The following is an 18,002-nucleotide window of genomic DNA, read 5'->3' as shown; positions in this document are numbered from 1 at the left end:
CCCACCGATGCAGTCAGCTATTCCTAGGCTGTGCCCCAATGTGCGCCCGCAAGGCTGCATTTCCAAGCGTTACAACACAATAAACGGACCTGTTTTCTGTGAGGTAATTCAAAAATATCAGTAGGCCACTATCCCCATAGACTTACGTCCAATGGGCACTTGGGCGCAGACAACCGAGCATGACTTGCATTACGACGACAGGGTGCAGCGCCCCGGCATAACAACAACGGTCAGACATGCGGTAGCGGTCAATGAGTAAATCGGATGCGTTTCTCCAGGCAGGAAAAGCTGCGGTGTTGCAGAACATTCACGGCACCATGCAGTTTTTGCAGCGATTCCCGCCCTTTAATCACATGGAAAACACTCACCTGGCGTTTTTGGTCGAGCAGTGCCAACTGCGCTTCTATGGGCCCGGTGAAAGCATCATTCGGCCTGCGGACGGCCCGGTCGAACACTTTTACATCGTCAAACAAGGCCGTGTGGTGGGCGAGCGCACCCATGTCGGGCGTCAGGAAGCCGAAACCACGTTCGAGATCACCGCAGGCGAGTGCTTCCCTCTCGCCGCCTTGCTGGGCGAACGTGCCACTCGCACCGAGCACCGCGCCGCTGAAGACACGTTTTGTCTTCAATTAAACAAACCCGCGTTTATCAAATTGTTTGCCTTGTCTGACGAGTTTCGCGATTTCGCCCTGCGCGGGGTCAGCAGCTTGCTCGACAAGGTGAACCAGCAGGTTCAGCAAAAAGCTGTCGAAACCCTCGGCACTCAATATTCGCTCAATACCCGTCTGGGCGAATTGGCCATGCGCCACCCTGTTACTTGCCTGCCCGGCACCGCCTTGCGCGAAGCCGTGCGGCTGATGCACGAGCAGCAAGTGGGCAGCATTGTGATCGTGGATGAGCGCAAGGCGCCGCTGGGGATTTTCACCCTGCGCGATCTGCGCCAGGTGGTCGCCGACGGCACGCAGGACTTTGCGCAAGCCATCGACCAGCACATGACGCCGGGGCCGTTTTACCTGACGCCCGACCACAGCGCGTTCGATGCGGCCATCGCCATGACCGAACGGCACATTGCCCACGTCTGTCTGGTGAAGGATCAGCGCTTGTGCGGTGTGGTTTCAGAGCGTGATCTGTTCTCACTGCAACGGGTTGATCTGGTGCACCTGGCGCGCACCATCCGCCACGCACCACGGCTTGAGAGCCTGATCAACCTGCGGGGCGAAATCGGTCAATTGGTGGAGCGCATGTTGGCCCACGGTGCTTCGTCGACCCAGATCACCCACATCATCACGCTGCTCAACGATCACACGGTGTGCCGCGTGATTGAGCTGGTACTGGCTGAAAAAGGCGACCCCGGCGTGCCGTTCACCTGGCTGTGTTTCGGCAGCGAAGGCCGACGCGAACAGACACTGCACACCGACCAGGACAACGGCATTCTGTTTGACGCTGCCGATGCGGTGCAGGCCGCCGAGATTCGTCAACGCCTGCTGCCCATCGCGCAGTTGATTAACACTCACCTGGCAGCCTGCGGTTTTACCCTGTGCAAGGGCAATATCATGGCCGGTAACCCCGATCTGTGTTTGTCACGAGCCGAATGGGCGCGACGCTTTGCGGCGTTTATCCGCGAAGCCACGCCTGAAAATCTGCTGGCCTCCAGCATCTATTTCGACCTGCGGGCGGTATGGGGCGACGACAGCGGGTGCCAGCAACTGCGCCGCGGCATTCTGGAACAGGTCGCCGACAATCGTCTGTTCCAGCGCATGATGGCCGACAACGCCTTGCGCCATCGTCCGCCAGTGGGGCGCTTTCGCGAGTTTGTGCTGGAACGCAAAGGCAGCGAAAAAGCCACCCTGGATCTTAAAGTGCAGGGCCTGACCCCGTTTGTGGACGGTGCACGCTTATTGGCGCTGGCCCATGGCGTGGAGGCCAACAACACCCTCGAACGCTTGCGCCACTTGGTGACGCAGGGCGTGATCGAGCCGCTGGACGGGGCGGCCTATGAAGAGGCGTATCACTTCATTCAGCAAACGCGCATGCAGCAACACCAATTGCAAACCCGTGAAAACCGCCCGTACTCCAACCGGGTCGACCCGGACAGCCTCAACCAGCTCGACCGGCGCATCCTGCGTGAAGCGTTGCGTCAGGCGCAGCGCCTGCAAAGCAGCCTGGCGCTGCGGTATCAGCTATGAGCCTGCTGTCATGGCTGTTGTCGCGCAAAAGCCCGGTCTTGAGCCTTGAGCAGCAACAGCGCCTGCTGCAACTGCCAGCCTCGCCGGGGCTGCGCGACACCTCGTTGCGCCATCAACGTTGGGTGGTGGTCGATCTGGAAACCAGCGGCCTGAACCTTAACCGCGACCAAGTGCTGTCAATCGGGGCGATGGTGATTGAGGACGGGGCGATTGATCTGGGCCAGGCGTTTGAACGCACCTTGCGCCGCGCCCACAACCCGCTCAGCCCCAGCGTGCTGCTGCATGGATTGGGGCCTGAAACGATTGCCGCCGGGTGTGAGCCGGCCGATGCCCTGCTCGATTTCATGGCGTTTGTGGGGGACAGCCCGTTGCTGGCGTTCCATGCGCCGTTTGACCAGCACATGCTGGGCCGCGCGTTGAAAGACAGCCTGGGTTATCGCTTGCAGCATCCGTTTATGGACGTGGCAGCGTTGGCCCCCATGCTGTGCTCGCACGCCGATTTACGCGAGGCGGGGCTGGACCACTGGATCAAGCATTTCAACTTGCAGGTCGAAGACCGTCACAACGCCAGCGCCGATGCCCTGGCCACCGCCGAACTGGCGCTGATCCTGTTCAGCCGTGCGCGCGCACAGGGGCTGGATAGCCCGCTGGCGCTGCAGCAGCGGCTCAATCAATGGCAGCGGCGCAAGCAGGTGCACAGTTTTTAAAAACTGTATTGCGCCCCGGCTCCGGCGTACCACGAACGGCCCGGTGCAGCTTCGTAGAAGCGGTCATTGCCGTCGGCCACAATCACCGAACCCACGTATTGGCGGTCCAGCAGGTTGTCCAGTCGCAGGGTTTGGTGGAAGGTCCAGTGTTCGACTTTCTGCTCAAAACGCGCACGCCAGTTGAACACGCTGTAGGCCGGGGCGGCTTTCTTGCTGTTGGTGTCTTCAACGTAGACCTTGCTGCGGTACATGCCTTCGACGGCGGTGCTGACCCAATCTGCGGGTTTCCAGTTCACTTCGGCAAACAGCGTGGTTTGCGGCACGCCGGGCAGGTAATTGCCTTTATCGACAGTGCCTTTGCTGCTGCTGAAGTCGCTGTCGTAAGTGGCTTGCAGGCGGGTGTAGGCCAGGGTGGTGGTCCAGTGTTCGCTGAGCTGGCTTTCGACGCCCAGCTCAAACCCTCGGCGCAGGGTGCGGCCGGCGTTTTGGTAGATCGCTCGACCTTGGTCATTTTCCAAAACGGCCAACTCATCTTCAGTCGTGATCTGGAACACGGCTGCATTGATGCGGGTGTTATTGAATTGTGCTTTCAAGCCCATTTCGTACTGGGTGCTTTCGGCGGGCTTGAGTCCAAAGTTAAATCCGTTGTTACCTTTTGTATAAGCCAACTCAGCCTGAGTAGGTGTTTCAAAGCCTTTGCCAGCACTTACATAGCCATGCAACTCCGGCGTGAAGGCGTACATGACGCTGATTGATGGAGTGGCTTTTTCGTAGCGTTTGGTGCCGCTGTCGTCGCCATTAGTAGATGTAACAAATTGATCATCTACATCCATTTCCATCGTGCTGTAACGCAACCCTGCCTGTACGGTCCAGTTGTCAATTGCCCAGTTCGCTTGTGCATACGGATCGAGACTGCGGGCGGTGTCGACTTCGTCGCGCACCAATGCGCCTTTTACGCCCAGTTGGTTGCCTACAAAGTTTTGGTAACCATGACGGCTGTCCTGGCTTTGGTCGAAGTCCAGACCTGCAATCAAGGTCAGATCACCGGGTGCGCTGTACACAGGTTGTAACCAGCGCAGACTGCCTCCGTAGAATTTACGGTCGAACTGAACGACTCCGCCACCTTGCTTGTTACCCGCCGCAGATTTGGGAATCGCCAAATACTGAATCACGCTGCGCGTGCCGGTATAGGCATTGACCTGCAAGGTCGCGTCGCCAAAGTAGCGCTCGTAATTCAAACCCAGTTGTTGATGATCAATGCTTTTACGCGTGTTGTAGGTAATGGCATTGGGTGCCACCGAGCGGGGGTCGGCTTTGTAGGCTTCCCAGCTTTGCCCCAGCGGATCTTGCGTGCCGTTCTGCTCCAGGCTGCTGTAGATCAGCGCCAGTTTGCTGTCCTCGTCGGGCTTGAAGTTGAGCTTGGCGAAGGTCTGGTCGCGGCGGGCGGCGCTGTGGTCGCGGTAGCCATCGGTGTCCATGCGCGAGGCGTCAAGCACAAAGCCCACGTCATCAGCCGAGCCTTCAGCCGTGAGGTGGTTTTTACTCATGCCGTCACTGCCGATCAGTGTTTCGGCGCCGATGCGCGGCGGGCCTTCGCCATCGCGCGAGAACATTTGAATCACTCCGCCCGCGTTGCTGCCATACAGCGTCGCAGCGGGGCCGCGCAGTACTTCGATGCGCTCGGCGGTGTCCAGGTTGAACGTTGCCGCCTGACCCTGGCCATCCGGGGTGCTGGCCGGAATGCCATCGGCAATCAATTTGATACCGCGTACACCAAACGCCGAACGCGCGCCAAAGCCTCGGGACGAAATTTGCAGGTCTTGGGCATAGTTCTGACGGTTTTGCACCACCAGCCCCGGCACCCGGGACAGTACTTCGGACGCGTTAATGCCCAGTTGGCCGTCGCTGATTTGCGCCTGGTTGATGCTGTCAACCGAGTACGGCAGATCAAAACTCGGGCTGGCGCTGCGTGAGCCGGTAATGACGCTCGGGTCGAGTTCCAGCGGTTCAGCAAAGCAGATGGATGTCAGGCAGAGGCTGGGCACAAAAAGGGCAAGGCGAGCGGGTACAAAAAATTTCATGGGGGGTATTGGAGTTCCGTGGGACGCGACCCGTCTTGGGCGACGGGTATCAGGCTAGCAGAGGGCGCGCAGTTTAGCGGCTCACGCGCCGCTTTGCGGCAAAAAAGGCAGGCGGCCAAGCGTGCAGTGCCTGCCTGTCGATACAGCGGTTTGGCCTGACACGCTGTCTCGACAGTACAAGAAGGGCAGCCTCGTGCTGCGCACTTACGGATTTGGGGGGCGGCAAGCAGAATTAAAAGCGCCCCCCTGCCGGTTAGCGTGCAGCTTCCAGCCCTCTCGCTTTCAGGCTCCTAACCAAATCAGCCAGGTAGTGATAGCGCTTAAGGTGGATGTCAGGCCAATTGGGACGATCGATAAACAGTGTGCCGTTATCGAGCTGGATGCGTGTGCGCACGATGTGTTGATCCCTGGCGCGATGAATCAGGTAGGCGCCTTCGGACACCGTATTTTCCAACATGAACGTGCCAGGCTTATTGAGTTTTGACTCAATCTGCGGCGCATTGAACGGCGGCAATTTTGGTTTTGTCCCGGCAATTTCTACCTCTAGCCAGTAGTCATTTTTTAACAGCACGTGCTCACGCTGCCATAGGCTCGGCGCAATGATCTCGGGGATGTTCTGGCGCAGGCCGTGGGCGTTGTTCGGTGCTGCATCTGAGACGCGCACCCCTATGGCGCCTTCCAGTTCGGCTATTCCCGGGACCCCTTGATAGGTGTTTGCATGGCTGTTGCCGGTGAGGGCGATCCATTTTTGAGTGGGGTTGGTTGCCAGATGGCCCCTGATGACCTGCGATGCAAAATAGCTGAACATTTCAGTGCGGTTCAGGTCAGGGACGCGAGTCGGCATCCCTGAAACGTGGTAACTGGCTGTACAGTCCAGGGCTTTGACCGGGATCCGCTGTTGTACAGCCTCGCGCACCAATTTGCTGTAGGTGAACTCGCTCGAAGGGTCGATCTGGTGCCCGGCATCCTGGGATTTAAGAAACTCATCCAGTTGGGGTGGCATTTTTTGAGTGCTGAAAAATTCATCCAGCAGGGACTGATGAGTATCGGTTTGCAGGTGCTCCAGGAAGATCACGCCGACCTCGCGTTTTTTGAGTTCACTCATCTGTGCGATCAATATTTTTTTCGCGGATTGTTGCGAATGCGTTTCGCCTAAGATCACCCCTTGCGATTGCTCGAACAACCTTTTGAACAGGTCATCGGGCGTGACGGACTGTGCCAAAGAAGGGCGAACGGGTCGTGGTTTAGGCTCAAAGGCCTTGAGGAACGTCTGGGCGTCCGTCAGTAATTTAGCCCTGAGCGCTTTGAAGGTCTGGCTGGATTTTTGAAGCTCAGGACTGGGTGATGCGTAGTCGACGTGCAGCAGTTTGTCGTTGCCTGCGATGAGTTCCTGCACAAGGGTGCGGTGCTCAACGGGCAGATCGTAGACGCTGTACGAGGCGTCTGTGGCGCGTGCAGGCAATTGAGTTTTATCGCGGATCAAGGGTTCCCAGCGCTTTTCGGCACTGGACAGGCGATGCTTGATTTCCCAGTAGCCTTGCGTGCGCCGGACTTTGTAACGCACGAGGGTGCTGGAACCTGCGGGCAATTGCAGGTACCAGTGACGGCCCAGCCAACCGTAGGAAACCTCGAACACAATGCCGTTTTGCTCGATATAGCGAAGGTTGGCGACCCGGTACACGCCTTGGGCGTCAGGTGTTCTGCCGCTGAGCCTGACTCCCGTGACTTTTGCGCTGTCTATGACGCGCTCGATGCCGCTCCTTTGCGTGAGCTGGGGCGATGCCGGGTGCACGTCCCACCTGCCCGCCGACAGCTCGCTGACGGGCACGCTGCGTTGGGCATCAGGGGCTCTCTCGTCGCTCACTCGCCAGGTATCGTCCAGGTTGTCATAGCGGCTGCGGTACAAATTCCCCTTGTTGTCTTTGATGAAATGCGCCGGTGCGCTACCGCCGATTGAAGGGCCTTCATAGACACCTGAGCCATACTCGTTGCCCGTGCGTAGCCTGAGGGTTTGCGGGGGCGGTGAGCTGGCCGCATTGGGATTGAGTGCGGCCAAAGGTTGTCTGGCCCGCTGACGAATCGAGCGGCCAAACACCGCAGAGCCGGCAAAGTCCGAAGCGCCATCGGTGAGATGACTGATGGCCCCCATCAAGTGCAGAAAACCTTCGTATTCCTCATCCCGTTGCAGGGCGTCATAGACGAGCGTCAATTGGTAGATGAAGCGCGCAGCCACAATGGGCAGCAGTATTTTGGTCGGTAAAACAAACGATATGACGTCCAGAAACGTCAACGCCGCGTCTTTGGCAGTGTTGAGGTTGCTTTCATAGGTGGAAGTCGATTGTTCGTCGGCATCCCTGAGCGCATGCGAAGCTTCGGCGTCGTAGGACGCTTCGAACACCGAGTGAGGGACGATTTGCAATTGCACGTTGCTGTCGCTCAGCCCGTCATTGAGCAATGGCCTGATATACGCCTGCTGGGCTGAGGTCACCTTGTGCAATACATAGGCGTTAAACATCGGCTGGGACAACAGGCGGGCCAACTCATTGCGTGAGTGGGCCACTGCAAACCACGTGTTTTTTGGCGCGCCGGGCAGGTAACACAGCAATTGGGAAACGGCTGTAGAGGTGAATACCAGCAGCCCCGGCAGCGAGTGGTAGCGCAACATTAATAACTGGGCTTTTATCTGCCCCCCCTTGACCAAAGGGCGGTCTTTTTCAGCCGGATGGTCCAACACCGCTTGCACCCAGGCAGCCTGATCTTCATTCAGCACACCCGACAGGCGTGCTTCAAGCAGGTCCAGTTTGAGTTGTGCCGTTTTGAGGGCGACATACCGTTCTTTGCGCCAGTGCGCTTGCTGTGAGTTCAACAGCAAATCATTAAGCCGGGTTTTGTAGCGTTCGCCGATATCGAGTTCTCGCACCAGCTGTTTGATGTAGTTGTGCGTCAGGATCGGGTGTGTGTGCCCTTGTGCATCGGTAATGCGTGCCGTCAGGGCAAAGGTGACATCCCAGACCCCGACGTTGGCGAGCGCCAGTTCGCTGAGGCTACGCACGGTGGTTTTATGGGTAATTGACGGTCCGGTCCGCTCGATGCTGACACCGGCGGGAAACCCTGAACCGCCGAAAGGGTAAATCACGGCGCCTGTCTGCAAGGCTTCGGTGGTGGAGATGAAAATGGAATCGGGATCGACCTCTATGTTGCGCTCGGTTTTGATCCTTTGTATGAGCTGCTGGCGCGCGTACCCCAACAATGTGTTTCTTTGCCCGCTCAGGCTAATGGATTGCGCCTGACTGGCTTCGGACGCCAGTTGTTCATGGTTGAGTTTTTCAACCGCCAGTCGCCACTGGCTTTTGTCCGCTTCGCTCGCCTGTTTAAGCCACTCGGGGAGCTGGCTTTCCAGCAGTCGGGTATAGCGCGCCTGCAAAATGCCGGCGGGCTTTAACACAATGCTTGAGTCCAGTGATTGCTCCACGTGATCGGACAGGTCCTCAAGGGTCTTGTCTTGTCCGTTCGCGACCGCCACTGGCCAGGCATGGCGCATGTCGAGTTTTTGCTTGTGGATCAGTTGATCGGCATAAAAGGTCTGGGCAGAGGCGTCGGCGACCGGGCTGAGGTCCACATGATGATGGGCAAGGGCGCGCACACGGTCTTGCACCAGCACGCTCTCGAGCAACGTATCGCGCTGGTAATTGTCAGTAAGCCGAGCATTGAGCTCTTGGCTCAATGCCGACAAGGACGCGAAAGACTCCAGGCCCTGGGTGGGGGTGAAAAGTACGACCGTACGCGGCGCATCGTCTTGCACCACGCGCAGGAGGGAGGAGTCAGTGGAGTCGACTGGCAGGTTTTTCGTGGTGATTACGAAGTGGCCGTACAGAGGCAGGGCCGCCAATTGGGTGTTGCCGTTGAGGGTCAGCGTATAAAACCCGAATGTGCCTGGCGTGGGCGGCTGTGTGGGCGAAGCAAATACCTGGTTGACGGCATTCAGGGCCGCTTCATCAAGGGTTTTGTCGGCATGACGCACAGCGGCTTCGGTGCGGATCAGGTTTGTAACATAGCGCGATAGCCAGGCTTTGGGCGTCAGTGAATTAAACTCCCGCTGGGGTTTTTGCCAAAAATCGGTGAGCGCATCGCGCAGGCAAAGCTCAAGGCTAAACGTGGTGTAGGCGAGGAATTTTTCGAGCAGATCCACGGTGATTTCGCTGGCCTGGTCTTGTTCTTCCACGGTGTGGGCATAGTGATAGACCTTGGTTTGGCCCTGGACAAAGGCGGGGACCTTTTGTTCGAGATAGCACTGATCAATCAGCATGCTCAGTGTTTTGCTGGTGATGAAGGGCGTTTGGCCCGGCTCAGGCGGGACTTGTTCATTGATGAAAAGCAGGTCTGTGCAAACGTCCTCAGCCAGCGTCGGGAAAAACTGACGCAGACGATGCTCCATCGCGATTTCCAGGTCTGGCAGGTTTCTCCTCAGGGTAAGCAGTTCATTAGCGGCGTTCGTGAGCAATGCCAAGTTGTCAGGCATAGGGGGCGTTCCTGTCGTGGGGGTGGGTGCGAGATGCACACCAATGCGTCATCACAGGAAATCGCAAAGTGCAGGGGGGCTGGGCTTACATATGTATTGCGTGGGGGAGGGATTACGCCGCGAGGGCGCCATCAGCCCTCAAGGCAGGGCGTGGCAAATCGCGCTGGGTCATTACCGCGCTCTTTACGCTATAATCGCGCCCTTTAGTTGTTTCTGCGCGTTGCGCGCAGCACACCCTTTTTTCAGGCGCCTGCCGCCTGCCTGCATTCAAAAGAGGCACAACCTGTGGCATTGACGATTCTTGGCCTGTCCGGCGCCCTGAGCCATGACCCCTCCGCCGCCCTGTATATCGACGGCAAGCTGGTCGCGGCAGCGGAAGAAGAGCGCTTTGTACGTGATAAGCATGCAAAACACCGCATGCCGTACGAATCTGCAAAATTTTGCCTTGAACAAGCGGGTATCAAGCCTTCCGACGTTGACGTAGTGGCGATTCCATTCGCCCCGATCAGCTTGTTCGGTGAGGCGCGCTGGCACTATGCCAAGCGTTACTGGTACGCCCCGGATCGTGCGCTGGATGCGATTTTGATGGGTAACCGTCGTTACAAGCGCTATCGCAACAAGATTGTCTGGTGCCTTGAGCAACTGGGTTTCGATCCGAAAAAAATCAAGATCGAACCGGTTGAGCACCACTTGGCTCACGCCTCCAGCGCTTACCATTGCTCGGGTTTCAAAGAGAAGACCGCGATCCTGGGCATCGACGGTAAAGGCGAGTACGCCACGACCTTCTTCGGTTATGGCGAAAACGGCAAGATCACCAAGATCAAAGAGTTCTTCGACCCGGACTCCCTGGGCGGCCTGTATGGCGCGATCACCGAGTTTCTCGGTTTCGAGATGCTGGACGGCGAGTTCAAAGTGATGGGCATGGCGCCGTACGGCGACGCCAGCAAGTACGATTTCTCGCGCCTGGCCTCGTTCGAAAATGGCGAATTGGTGATCAACACCGAATACGCCAACGTCATCGGCCTGCGCCGCTACAAAGAAAAGGGCAAAGGTTTCTACTTCTCGCCAAAACTGATCGAGTGGCTGGGTCCCAAGCGCGAAGGCGATATCGCCGACGAGCCGTACATCCACTACGCGGCCAGCATGCAGGCACTGTTCGAAAAACTGTCGTTGCAGATGATCGACTACTACCTGGGCGACGTGCTTAAAGAAACCGGCAAGCTGGCCTTTGCCGGTGGCTGCGCGCTGAACGTCAAGTTGAACCAGAAGATCATTGCCCGTCCTGACGTCAAAGAGCTGTTCGTGCAACCGGCGTCCGGCGATGCAGGCACCGCTGTCGGTGCCGCCGCTTATGTGTCGCACGCCCGTGGCGTACCGGTCGAGAAGATGGAACACGTCTACCTGGGCCCTGCGTACAGCAACGAAGACGTGATCGCGGCCTGTGCCCGTCATCCTGGCAAACCGGCGTACCGCAAGATCAACAACACCCCTGAAAACATCGCCAAGATCATGGTCGACGGCAACCCGGTGGCCTGGTTCCAGGGCCGCATGGAGTTTGGCCCGCGTGCCTTGGGCGGTCGTTCGATCATCGGCTGCCCAAGCAGCTCGGGTGTGGCTGACCGCATCAACGAACAAATCAAGTTCCGCGAGCGCTGGAGGCCTTTCTGCCCTTCGATGCTCGACACCGTGGCCCCGCAAATGATCAAGGTCGATCACCCGGCCCCGTTCATGACCTTCACCTTTGAAGTGGCGCAAGAGTGGAAGACCCGCGTGCCAGAGGTGGTGCACGAAGACGGCACCTCCCGTGCCCAAGTGCTTGAGCGTCAATACAACCCGCGCTACTACGACATGATGAAAGCGCTGGAAGTGCTGACCGGCAATGGTGTGTCACTCAACACCTCGCTCAACCGTCGTGGCGAGCCGATGGTGTGCTCGCCGACCGACGCCCTGAACATGTTCTTCGGTTCTGATTTGCAGTACCTGATCATGGAAGACATTTTGGTAGTCAAAGACGGCGCGGATGCTTATGACTCGCTCGACTGAGCGTCATGTGTTGCAGTTCTGTCACGGCTATGACGGGCCGTTTCTGGACTGCGCCCGTCAATACGCCAGCCTCTTTGCAGGCACCGGGTACAAGGTCACCACGGTCTTTTTGACCGGGGCGGCCGACCCCCAGGTTGCAGCGGGCTGCGGGTCGGACGACGTGCTGTTCATGGAATTCAGCTCCAAGGCCATTCGTGGCCTGAAGCTGGGCGCCATCCGCGAGCTGCGCAAAATTGCTGCCTCGCGCGATTTCAGCTTTTGCATCGCACACCGTTTCAAGCCGATTTACGTCGCTTTGTTGGCCACTGATTTGCCGGTGATCGGCGTGCACCATGCGTTCGGCGATTACCAGCGTCGCAGCCGCAAGCTGTTCGCTCACTTGTTTGGCAAGCGTTTGAGCCTGCTCGGCGTTTCGGATGCTGTGCGCGATGACTTGCGCAAGTGCCTGCCAAAATGGCCAAACGGGCGTATCAGTACGCTGTACAACCGGATCGACATTCAGGCGGTGCAAGCCAGCCAGGTACCGCGTGCCGAGGCGCGTGCCGACCTTGGGCTGTCGGCTGACGGGTTTGTGATCGGCAACGTTGGGCGTCTGCACCCTGACAAAGACCAGGCCACGCTGATTCAAGGCTTTGCCAAGGCACTGGCGCACCTGCCTGCGGACAGCCGACTGGTGATCATGGGCAAGGGCCGTCTGGAGCAAGACCTCAAGGAACTGGCGAAAGAACTCGGCGTTGCCGAGCAGGTGAAGTTTCTTGGTCAAGTGCCCGACGCGCGCCGCTACTTTCGCGCGTTTGATGTGTTTGCCCTCAGCTCCGACCATGAACCGTTCGGCATGGTGCTGCTGGAGGCGATGGCTGCTGGCGTGCCGTTACTGGCCACGGCCTGTGGTGGCGCCAAGGAAGTGGTCGAGGGCGTGGGCATTCTGTTCCCGCTGGGCGACGCAGATCATCTGGCTCAGGGCCTGCAACATTTGGCGCAGCTCGATGATGCGCAGCGTCTGGCCTGTGCCCAATTGATGCTGGCGCGCCTGCATGAGCGTTTTAGCGATCAAGCGGTGCGCGATACCTTCTGGCACTTGCCGCAAGTCACCGACCTGACTGCGGGGGCCTGATGCTTAATCGATTTCAGGGCTGGCGCGAGCGCGGCTGGCAGGCGGTTGACGCTGACACTTATGCCCATGCCTGGCAGCGTTTTGGTGGCAGCGTCGCCACCCATCCACAGGTCATTGAGCGCCTGGCGCACTTGGCGGGCATCCCGGTGCGTTATTTAGCCTGGGAGCAGGGCGCTGAACTTAAAGCCGCAATCGCGACGTGGGGCCGCGACTTGGCACTGTCCAAGGACGTGCTCAAGCGCCACGGCAAAAAAGGCCTGTTTGATCTGGGCAATGCCGAGTTGATTTTGCCAGCGGCCGATGACGCAGCAGCGCCTTTACGCCATCGTGGGCGTTACTTGTCACAACTCAACGAGGGGCGTTTCAGTACGCTAGTCGCGCAAACCGAACAGTTGGCGATGGCACGCACGCCCGAAGAGCTGTCAAAGAAGTTTCGCTATAACCAGCGCCGTGAACTGCGTTTACTCGAAGAGGCGGGCGGAGTCATACGCCCGGTGTCTGAGTTTTCCAGCGTCGAGTTGTCGGCCATTTATTGCGATTTGTTTCTGCGGCGCTGGGGCTTTGTGGCCACGGGGGCCGAGCGTATGGCTGAAGTCATTGAGCTATTACGCGAGTTTTTGATCGGTTCGGTGATCTTCCTCAACGATGCGCCCATTGCCATCCAATTGGTGTATCGGGTTGAATCGCCGCAATGGATCAGCGTTGAGTACGTCAATGGCGGCGTCGACCCCCAAACGCGTGCTTTCAGCCCCGGCAGCGTGTTGAGCTTTATCAACACCCAGTCGGCCTGGGAGCAGGCCCGCAGTGTTAACAAGCCGCTGCGTTTCTCGTTCGGCCGCGCTGACCGCGAATACAAAGAGCGCTGGTGCAACCCGGTGCCCGTCTTCAAAGTGTGATGTCGTCCCGTTAGGCCCGAGCGCGCTCGCAATGGGGCCACGCTCGCGCCTAAAAACGGCAATCAGCCAACAAGAGCCAAGCCATGAGCCGCAAACAGCAACTCCTCAAGCGCCATCGACGCAATAAACGCATCAGCCTGGTGATCGGTCTGCTGTTACTGATTGCTAGCGGTGTGCTGGTGGCCTGGTGGTTACCCCTGCTGCTGGCGGTGGTGGGCTGGATCGCCCATGAAGCGTGGTTTGCCGACCATCTGTTTTATGCCCCCAAAGACGACTATCAATACCGTTTTGCGGCCGACACTGAGTGCCCTGATGTGCGCCTTGAAGGTGGACGCGTGCTGCTGCAAGCGCCGCTGAGCCTGGCGGGTGACGAAACACTGATTCTGGCGCTCAAGGTGAAAAGTGGCGTGCTGGGGCGGTTTGTCGACCCGTTTGTCCAGCTCGCCGACGATCGGCAAACATTCGAGCGCGGCGTCAATGGCCTGCGTTATCTGAACCTCACAGGCTGTGCTGAGGCGTTGAGCGCCGGTGAGGTGTCGCTGCGCGGGCGCTTTTGCCGTGTAGTGGGCCAGCCCCAACTGTGGGTTTTGCCTCAGCCGGACTACAGCGAGCAGCGGGTCATGGTCATTGCCCCGCATGCCGACGACGCCGAGCTGGCTGCGTTTGATTTGTACAGTCAGGCCAAAGAAGCCTGGATCGTGACGCTGACCGCGGGTGAGATCGAAGCGCAGCATTATCAGCAGATGGGGCTCGAACCTGCGCAAGCGGCGCGTCTCAAGGGTCGTCTGCGTGCCTGGGACAGCGTGGCGGTGCCGCGCTGGGCCGGTGTGCCGCAAGCCCAATGCGCGCAGCTCGGTTATTTCTGCCTGCAATTGCCCGCCATGCAGGCGGCCCCTGAGCAACCGATCCCTTCTCGCGAAGCCGACCTGACCGATACCCGCATGTTTCGCCAGTTCAACAGCGTGGCGCTGCCGGGTGATGAGGATGGCGCGCCGACCTGGAACAATTTGCTGGCCGACCTGCGGGCGTTAATCCTGCGGGCCAAGCCGCAAGTGATCGTGCTGCCGCATCCCGCCATTGATCCGCACCCCGATCATATCTGCGCGCATTCGGCGGTCATTGAGGCGCTGCAAGGCTTGGCGTGGCAGCCGGACACGTTGCTGGGCTACGCCAACCACTTGCATGACAACGACCGTTGGCCGATGGGCAACAGCGGGGATGGCATTGCACTGCCACCGGTGTTCGATGCCTCACTCACGCTGCGTCCGTATAGCCGGGTGTTGAGCCTTGAGCAACAGCGCGACAAAGCGATGGCGCTGGGCATGATGCATGATCTGCAACCGCGTGCAGCGCTCAAGCGGCGGGTGCGGCGGTCGATACAAAGGCTCTTGGCTGGCCGAAAGCCATCACCTTACGGTGAGAACGAATTTTTCCGCAAAGCGGTTCGCCGACATGAACTGTTTTGGCACCTTAAATAATAAAAACACCGTTTTCAGGGGCATAGCGTTGTCCCTTTTCTCGACCATTACATTGAGTTCCCTGTGATAAAACCATCACCGCGTATTGCGTTTGTCATCCCTTACTTCGGCCAATGGCCGTTCTGGATGCCTTTTTTCCTGGAAAGCTGCCGGCACAATCCTGACATTGACTGGCTGCTGTTCAGTGACTGTGGGGTGCCTGAAAACCTGCCGCCCAATGTGACTGTTCAAAGCATCAGTTTTGGCGATTATTGCCGCAAGGTGTCTGAGCGCCTGAAGATCAACTTCGCGCCCAAAGCCGCCTACAAACTGTGCGATATCAAGCCCGCGCTGGGTTACATCCATGAAGACAGCCTGCACGGCTATGATTTCTGGGCCTTTGGCGACATCGACCTGGTGTACGGCAACTTGCGCAGCTATTTCACCGCTGAGCGGCTGGCGCGCTACGACTTGTTCTCCACCCATGAACGCCGCGTCGCAGGTCATTTGTGCTTGATGCGCAACACGCCGTGCAAGCGCGAGCTGTTCATGAAAATCGAGGATTGGCAGCAGCGTTTTACCGACGATCAGCACCATGCACTTGATGAAGGAGCCTTCAGCCGGATCTTCTTATGGCGCAAGAACTTTCCCAAGCCGTTGTTTGATCTGGTGGGCAAGTTCAACCCATTGCGTCGTACCAGCGACTTCACCGAGGCGTTCAGTACGCCGGGCGGTTGCATCAAGTGGCATGACGGCACGCAAAACTTCCCGGGCAAATGGTTCTGGAAGAAGGGTCAACTGACCAATGACCGCGACGGCGACTACACCTTTCCGTACTTTCACTTCGTGTGCTGGAAGCGCAATGAATGGGCCGCGTTGCCCATTCCCGATCCCGCCACTGTCCAGCGTCTGGCCGCCGAGCCTGCCTGGGTTATTGATGCCACCGGATTTCACCGGGGAGAGTTATGAAGCGTTCCAAGGTTTTGCAGTTGCAGCCTGATTACAACGTCAAATCCCATGATTTCGCTGACCTGGCCGAGCAAATCGTGCGTGCGCTGCCCAATGAGCGTTATGAAATCACGGCCGCGTTCTTGCGCGGTCGCCCTGGCCCCGGCGAGCCGGTGAGCAAGGCCGATCACTCGGTGTACTTCGAGTTCAGTGACAAGTCGCTCAAAGGCATGCGCATCCGCGCGATGTGGGCGCTGTACAAGTTCTGTCGCAAAGAACAGTTTGACGTGGTGATTTGCAACCGCTTCAAGCCGGTCAACATGATGTTGCAGCTTAATCGCTGGCTGAAAATCCCGTTATGCATTGGCATTTCCCATGGTTTTGGTGAGTACGACCGCCTTTATCGTCGCAGCCAGGCCAAACGCCTGATCGACAAGGCGTGGCGTTTTGTCGGTGTATCGCCAGCGGTCAAACAGTACTTGCTGGACTGCAAGTGCGGGTTTACCGAGCAAAACACCTACGCGATTACCAACGCAATCGACATCGTGCAAGCCGAGGCCCTGCAACTGCCGCGGGCTGAAGCCCGTGCAAAACTGGGCCTGGACCAGAACGCGCGCATGGTCGGTGCACTGGGACGTTTGGTGCCTATCAAGGGCCATCGTTTCTTGCTCCAGGCTTTTGCCGCGCTCAAGGACAAATACCCCAACGCGCAGTTGGCCATTATCGGCGCCGGTCGTGAAGAGTCGCGCTTGCGCGAACAGATCGAACAGTTGGGCCTGAACGGTCGCGCGCATTTGCTGGGTTTTCAGGAGAACGCCTTGCAGTACGTGCGCGCGTTCGACATCTGGACCATGCCTTCGTTGGCCGAAGGTCTGGGGTTGGCATTGCTTGAAGGCATGAGTGGCCATTTGCCGGTGATTGCCACCGATGTGCCCGCCATGTTGCCGTTGATTCAGGGCGCGGGAGGGCTGGCCGTCAAACCCAGCGACGTGGCGACATTGACCGCCGCCCTCGATGAGTACCTCGCACTGCCAGACGAGGCGCTGCACGCCAAGGGCGAACAGGCGTATCGCTACCTGCAAGAACACCACGACATCGAGGTGTTCCGTCAGGCGTATCTGGATTTGATCGACTCAGGCCTGAGTCAAGCACGCAAGGACCGCTCATGACAGACGCTCAACCTTTGGTTTCGGTGATTATTGCTTCTTACAATCACGGCCCGTACATCGAACAGAGCATTCAGAGCGTTCTGGACCAGAGCTACCCCAATATCGAATTGTTGGTGGTTGACGACGGATCGAGCGATGACAGTGTTGAGCGCATTCAACGCTTGCAGGCTGCGCACGGCTTTGATTTTCGCGTCCAGCAAAATCAGGGGCTGACCAACACCCTCAATGGCGCGATTGCGCGGGCTAAAGGCTCGTTGATCGTGCCGTTCGGTTCTGATGACATCATGAAACCGGACCGCATCGCGATTCAGGTTGAGTACATGGACGGCAAGCCCGAGGTCGGCATTTGCGCGGGCAATATCGAACTGATCGACGCCGAGGGCAACCTCTACCCCGAAAAGCGCCAGCGCCGTGATGTGCCGTTCCGTCGCCTGGACTTCGATGACATGTTTCTGGAGCGCAAACCTTACCCGCCCGCGACCACGCTGATGATTCGTCGTGAAGCGCTGGACAAGGTGGGCGGGTTTGACCCGAGCATTCGTCTGGAAGACTTGTACATCGAGCTGAAGATCACCCACGCCGGGTACTTTATCGACGGTTTGAGTGTGGTCATGGCGCAGTACCGCAAGCACGCCACCAACTCGTACAAAAACCACCGGTTCATGATCGACAGCATTTTGCGCATCTACGCGTTGTTCAGTGATCACCCGCTGTATGACGAAGTGCGTTACAAGTTCCTGAACTCGATGTTCCTGAAAACCTCCAACCGGGACCGTGGTCTGGCGCGCGAACTGCTCAAGCAAATTCCGTTCAAACACTGGACCGGTAAAACCTGGCGCGGTCTGGGGCGTCTGTACTTTTCGCCGCTGGAAAAAGACTGAG

At 58.2% G+C, this 18,002-nt stretch carries 11 protein-coding genes; 9 read left to right on the top strand and 2 right to left on the bottom strand.

Going from position 1 to position 18,002, the window contains the following annotated elements:
* Positions 1 to 251 precede the first annotated feature (251 nt).
* Entirely contained in the window at positions 252 to 2,186 is a 1,935-nt protein-coding gene (locus ACP7A4_RS16755) for a putative nucleotidyltransferase substrate binding domain-containing protein (protein WP_426247816.1), read from the top strand.
* On the top strand, positions 2,183 to 2,893 hold the full coding sequence (locus ACP7A4_RS16750) for a 3'-5' exonuclease (RefSeq protein WP_426247815.1): 711 nt from the start codon (positions 2,183 to 2,185) through the stop codon (positions 2,891 to 2,893). Before ACP7A4_RS16755 ends, ACP7A4_RS16750 begins: the two co-directional genes overlap by 4 nt.
* Here the strand turns inward: ACP7A4_RS16750 and ACP7A4_RS16745 are convergent.
* Together ACP7A4_RS16745 and ACP7A4_RS16740 are read right to left on the bottom strand one after the other, a co-directional pair.
* On the bottom strand, positions 2,890 to 4,974 hold the full coding sequence (locus ACP7A4_RS16745; protein ID WP_426247814.1) for a TonB-dependent receptor family protein: 2,085 nt from the start codon (positions 4,972 to 4,974) through the stop codon (positions 2,890 to 2,892). The two genes, ACP7A4_RS16750 and ACP7A4_RS16745, sit on opposite strands and share 4 nt — an antisense overlap.
* A 253-nt stretch (positions 4,975 to 5,227) precedes the next feature.
* On the bottom strand, positions 5,228 to 9,493 hold the full coding sequence (locus ACP7A4_RS16740) for a dermonecrotic toxin domain-containing protein (protein ID WP_426247813.1): 4,266 nt from the start codon (positions 9,491 to 9,493) through the stop codon (positions 5,228 to 5,230).
* Positions 9,494 to 9,778: 285 nt separating this feature from the next.
* Here ACP7A4_RS16740 and ACP7A4_RS16735 point away from each other — a divergent pair, with 285 nt between their 5' ends.
* The 7 genes from ACP7A4_RS16735 to ACP7A4_RS16705 all read left to right on the top strand — a co-directional run bounded on the left by ACP7A4_RS16735 (position 9,779) and on the right by ACP7A4_RS16705 (position 18,001).
* The gene (locus ACP7A4_RS16735) at positions 9,779 to 11,536 is read left to right on the top strand and encodes a carbamoyltransferase family protein (protein WP_059763658.1); all 1,758 of its coding nucleotides are present in this window, start codon (positions 9,779 to 9,781) and stop codon (positions 11,534 to 11,536) included.
* The gene (locus ACP7A4_RS16730) at positions 11,520 to 12,650 is read left to right on the top strand and encodes a glycosyltransferase (RefSeq protein ID WP_426247812.1); all 1,131 of its coding nucleotides are present in this window, start codon (positions 11,520 to 11,522) and stop codon (positions 12,648 to 12,650) included. The genes ACP7A4_RS16735 and ACP7A4_RS16730 overlap by 17 nt, the downstream gene beginning before the upstream one ends.
* Positions 12,650 to 13,546 carry a GNAT family N-acetyltransferase gene (locus tag ACP7A4_RS16725; RefSeq protein ID WP_048400535.1) on the top strand — a complete coding sequence of 299 codons (897 nt, stop codon included), beginning with the start codon at positions 12,650 to 12,652 and terminating at the stop codon, positions 13,544 to 13,546. The genes ACP7A4_RS16730 and ACP7A4_RS16725 overlap by 1 nt, the downstream gene beginning before the upstream one ends.
* An 83-nt stretch (positions 13,547 to 13,629) precedes the next feature.
* Positions 13,630 to 15,024, top strand: coding sequence for a PIG-L family deacetylase (locus tag ACP7A4_RS16720; protein WP_426247811.1), 1,395 nt, complete (start codon positions 13,630 to 13,632; stop codon positions 15,022 to 15,024).
* A gap of 63 nt (positions 15,025 to 15,087) precedes the next feature.
* A complete protein-coding gene (locus ACP7A4_RS16715; RefSeq protein ID WP_177332400.1) occupies positions 15,088 to 15,972 on the top strand; it encodes a DUF6625 family protein in 885 nt (294 codons plus the stop codon).
* Complete coding sequence (locus tag ACP7A4_RS16710) at positions 15,969 to 17,120, top strand: glycosyltransferase (protein ID WP_426247810.1); 1,152 nt, start codon at positions 15,969 to 15,971, stop codon at positions 17,118 to 17,120. The genes ACP7A4_RS16715 and ACP7A4_RS16710 overlap by 4 nt, the downstream gene beginning before the upstream one ends.
* The gene (locus ACP7A4_RS16705) at positions 17,117 to 18,001 is read left to right on the top strand and encodes a glycosyltransferase (RefSeq protein WP_059763567.1); all 885 of its coding nucleotides are present in this window, start codon (positions 17,117 to 17,119) and stop codon (positions 17,999 to 18,001) included. Before ACP7A4_RS16710 ends, ACP7A4_RS16705 begins: the two co-directional genes overlap by 4 nt.
* Position 18,002 lies beyond the last annotated feature (1 nt).

It is taken from the genome of Pseudomonas sp. TWR3-1-1, assembly GCF_049896545.1.
GTDB classification, from domain to species: Bacteria; Pseudomonadota; Gammaproteobacteria; order Pseudomonadales; family Pseudomonadaceae; genus Aquipseudomonas; species Aquipseudomonas weihenstephanensis.
This window is presented reverse-complemented; position numbering and strand designations above follow the sequence as displayed.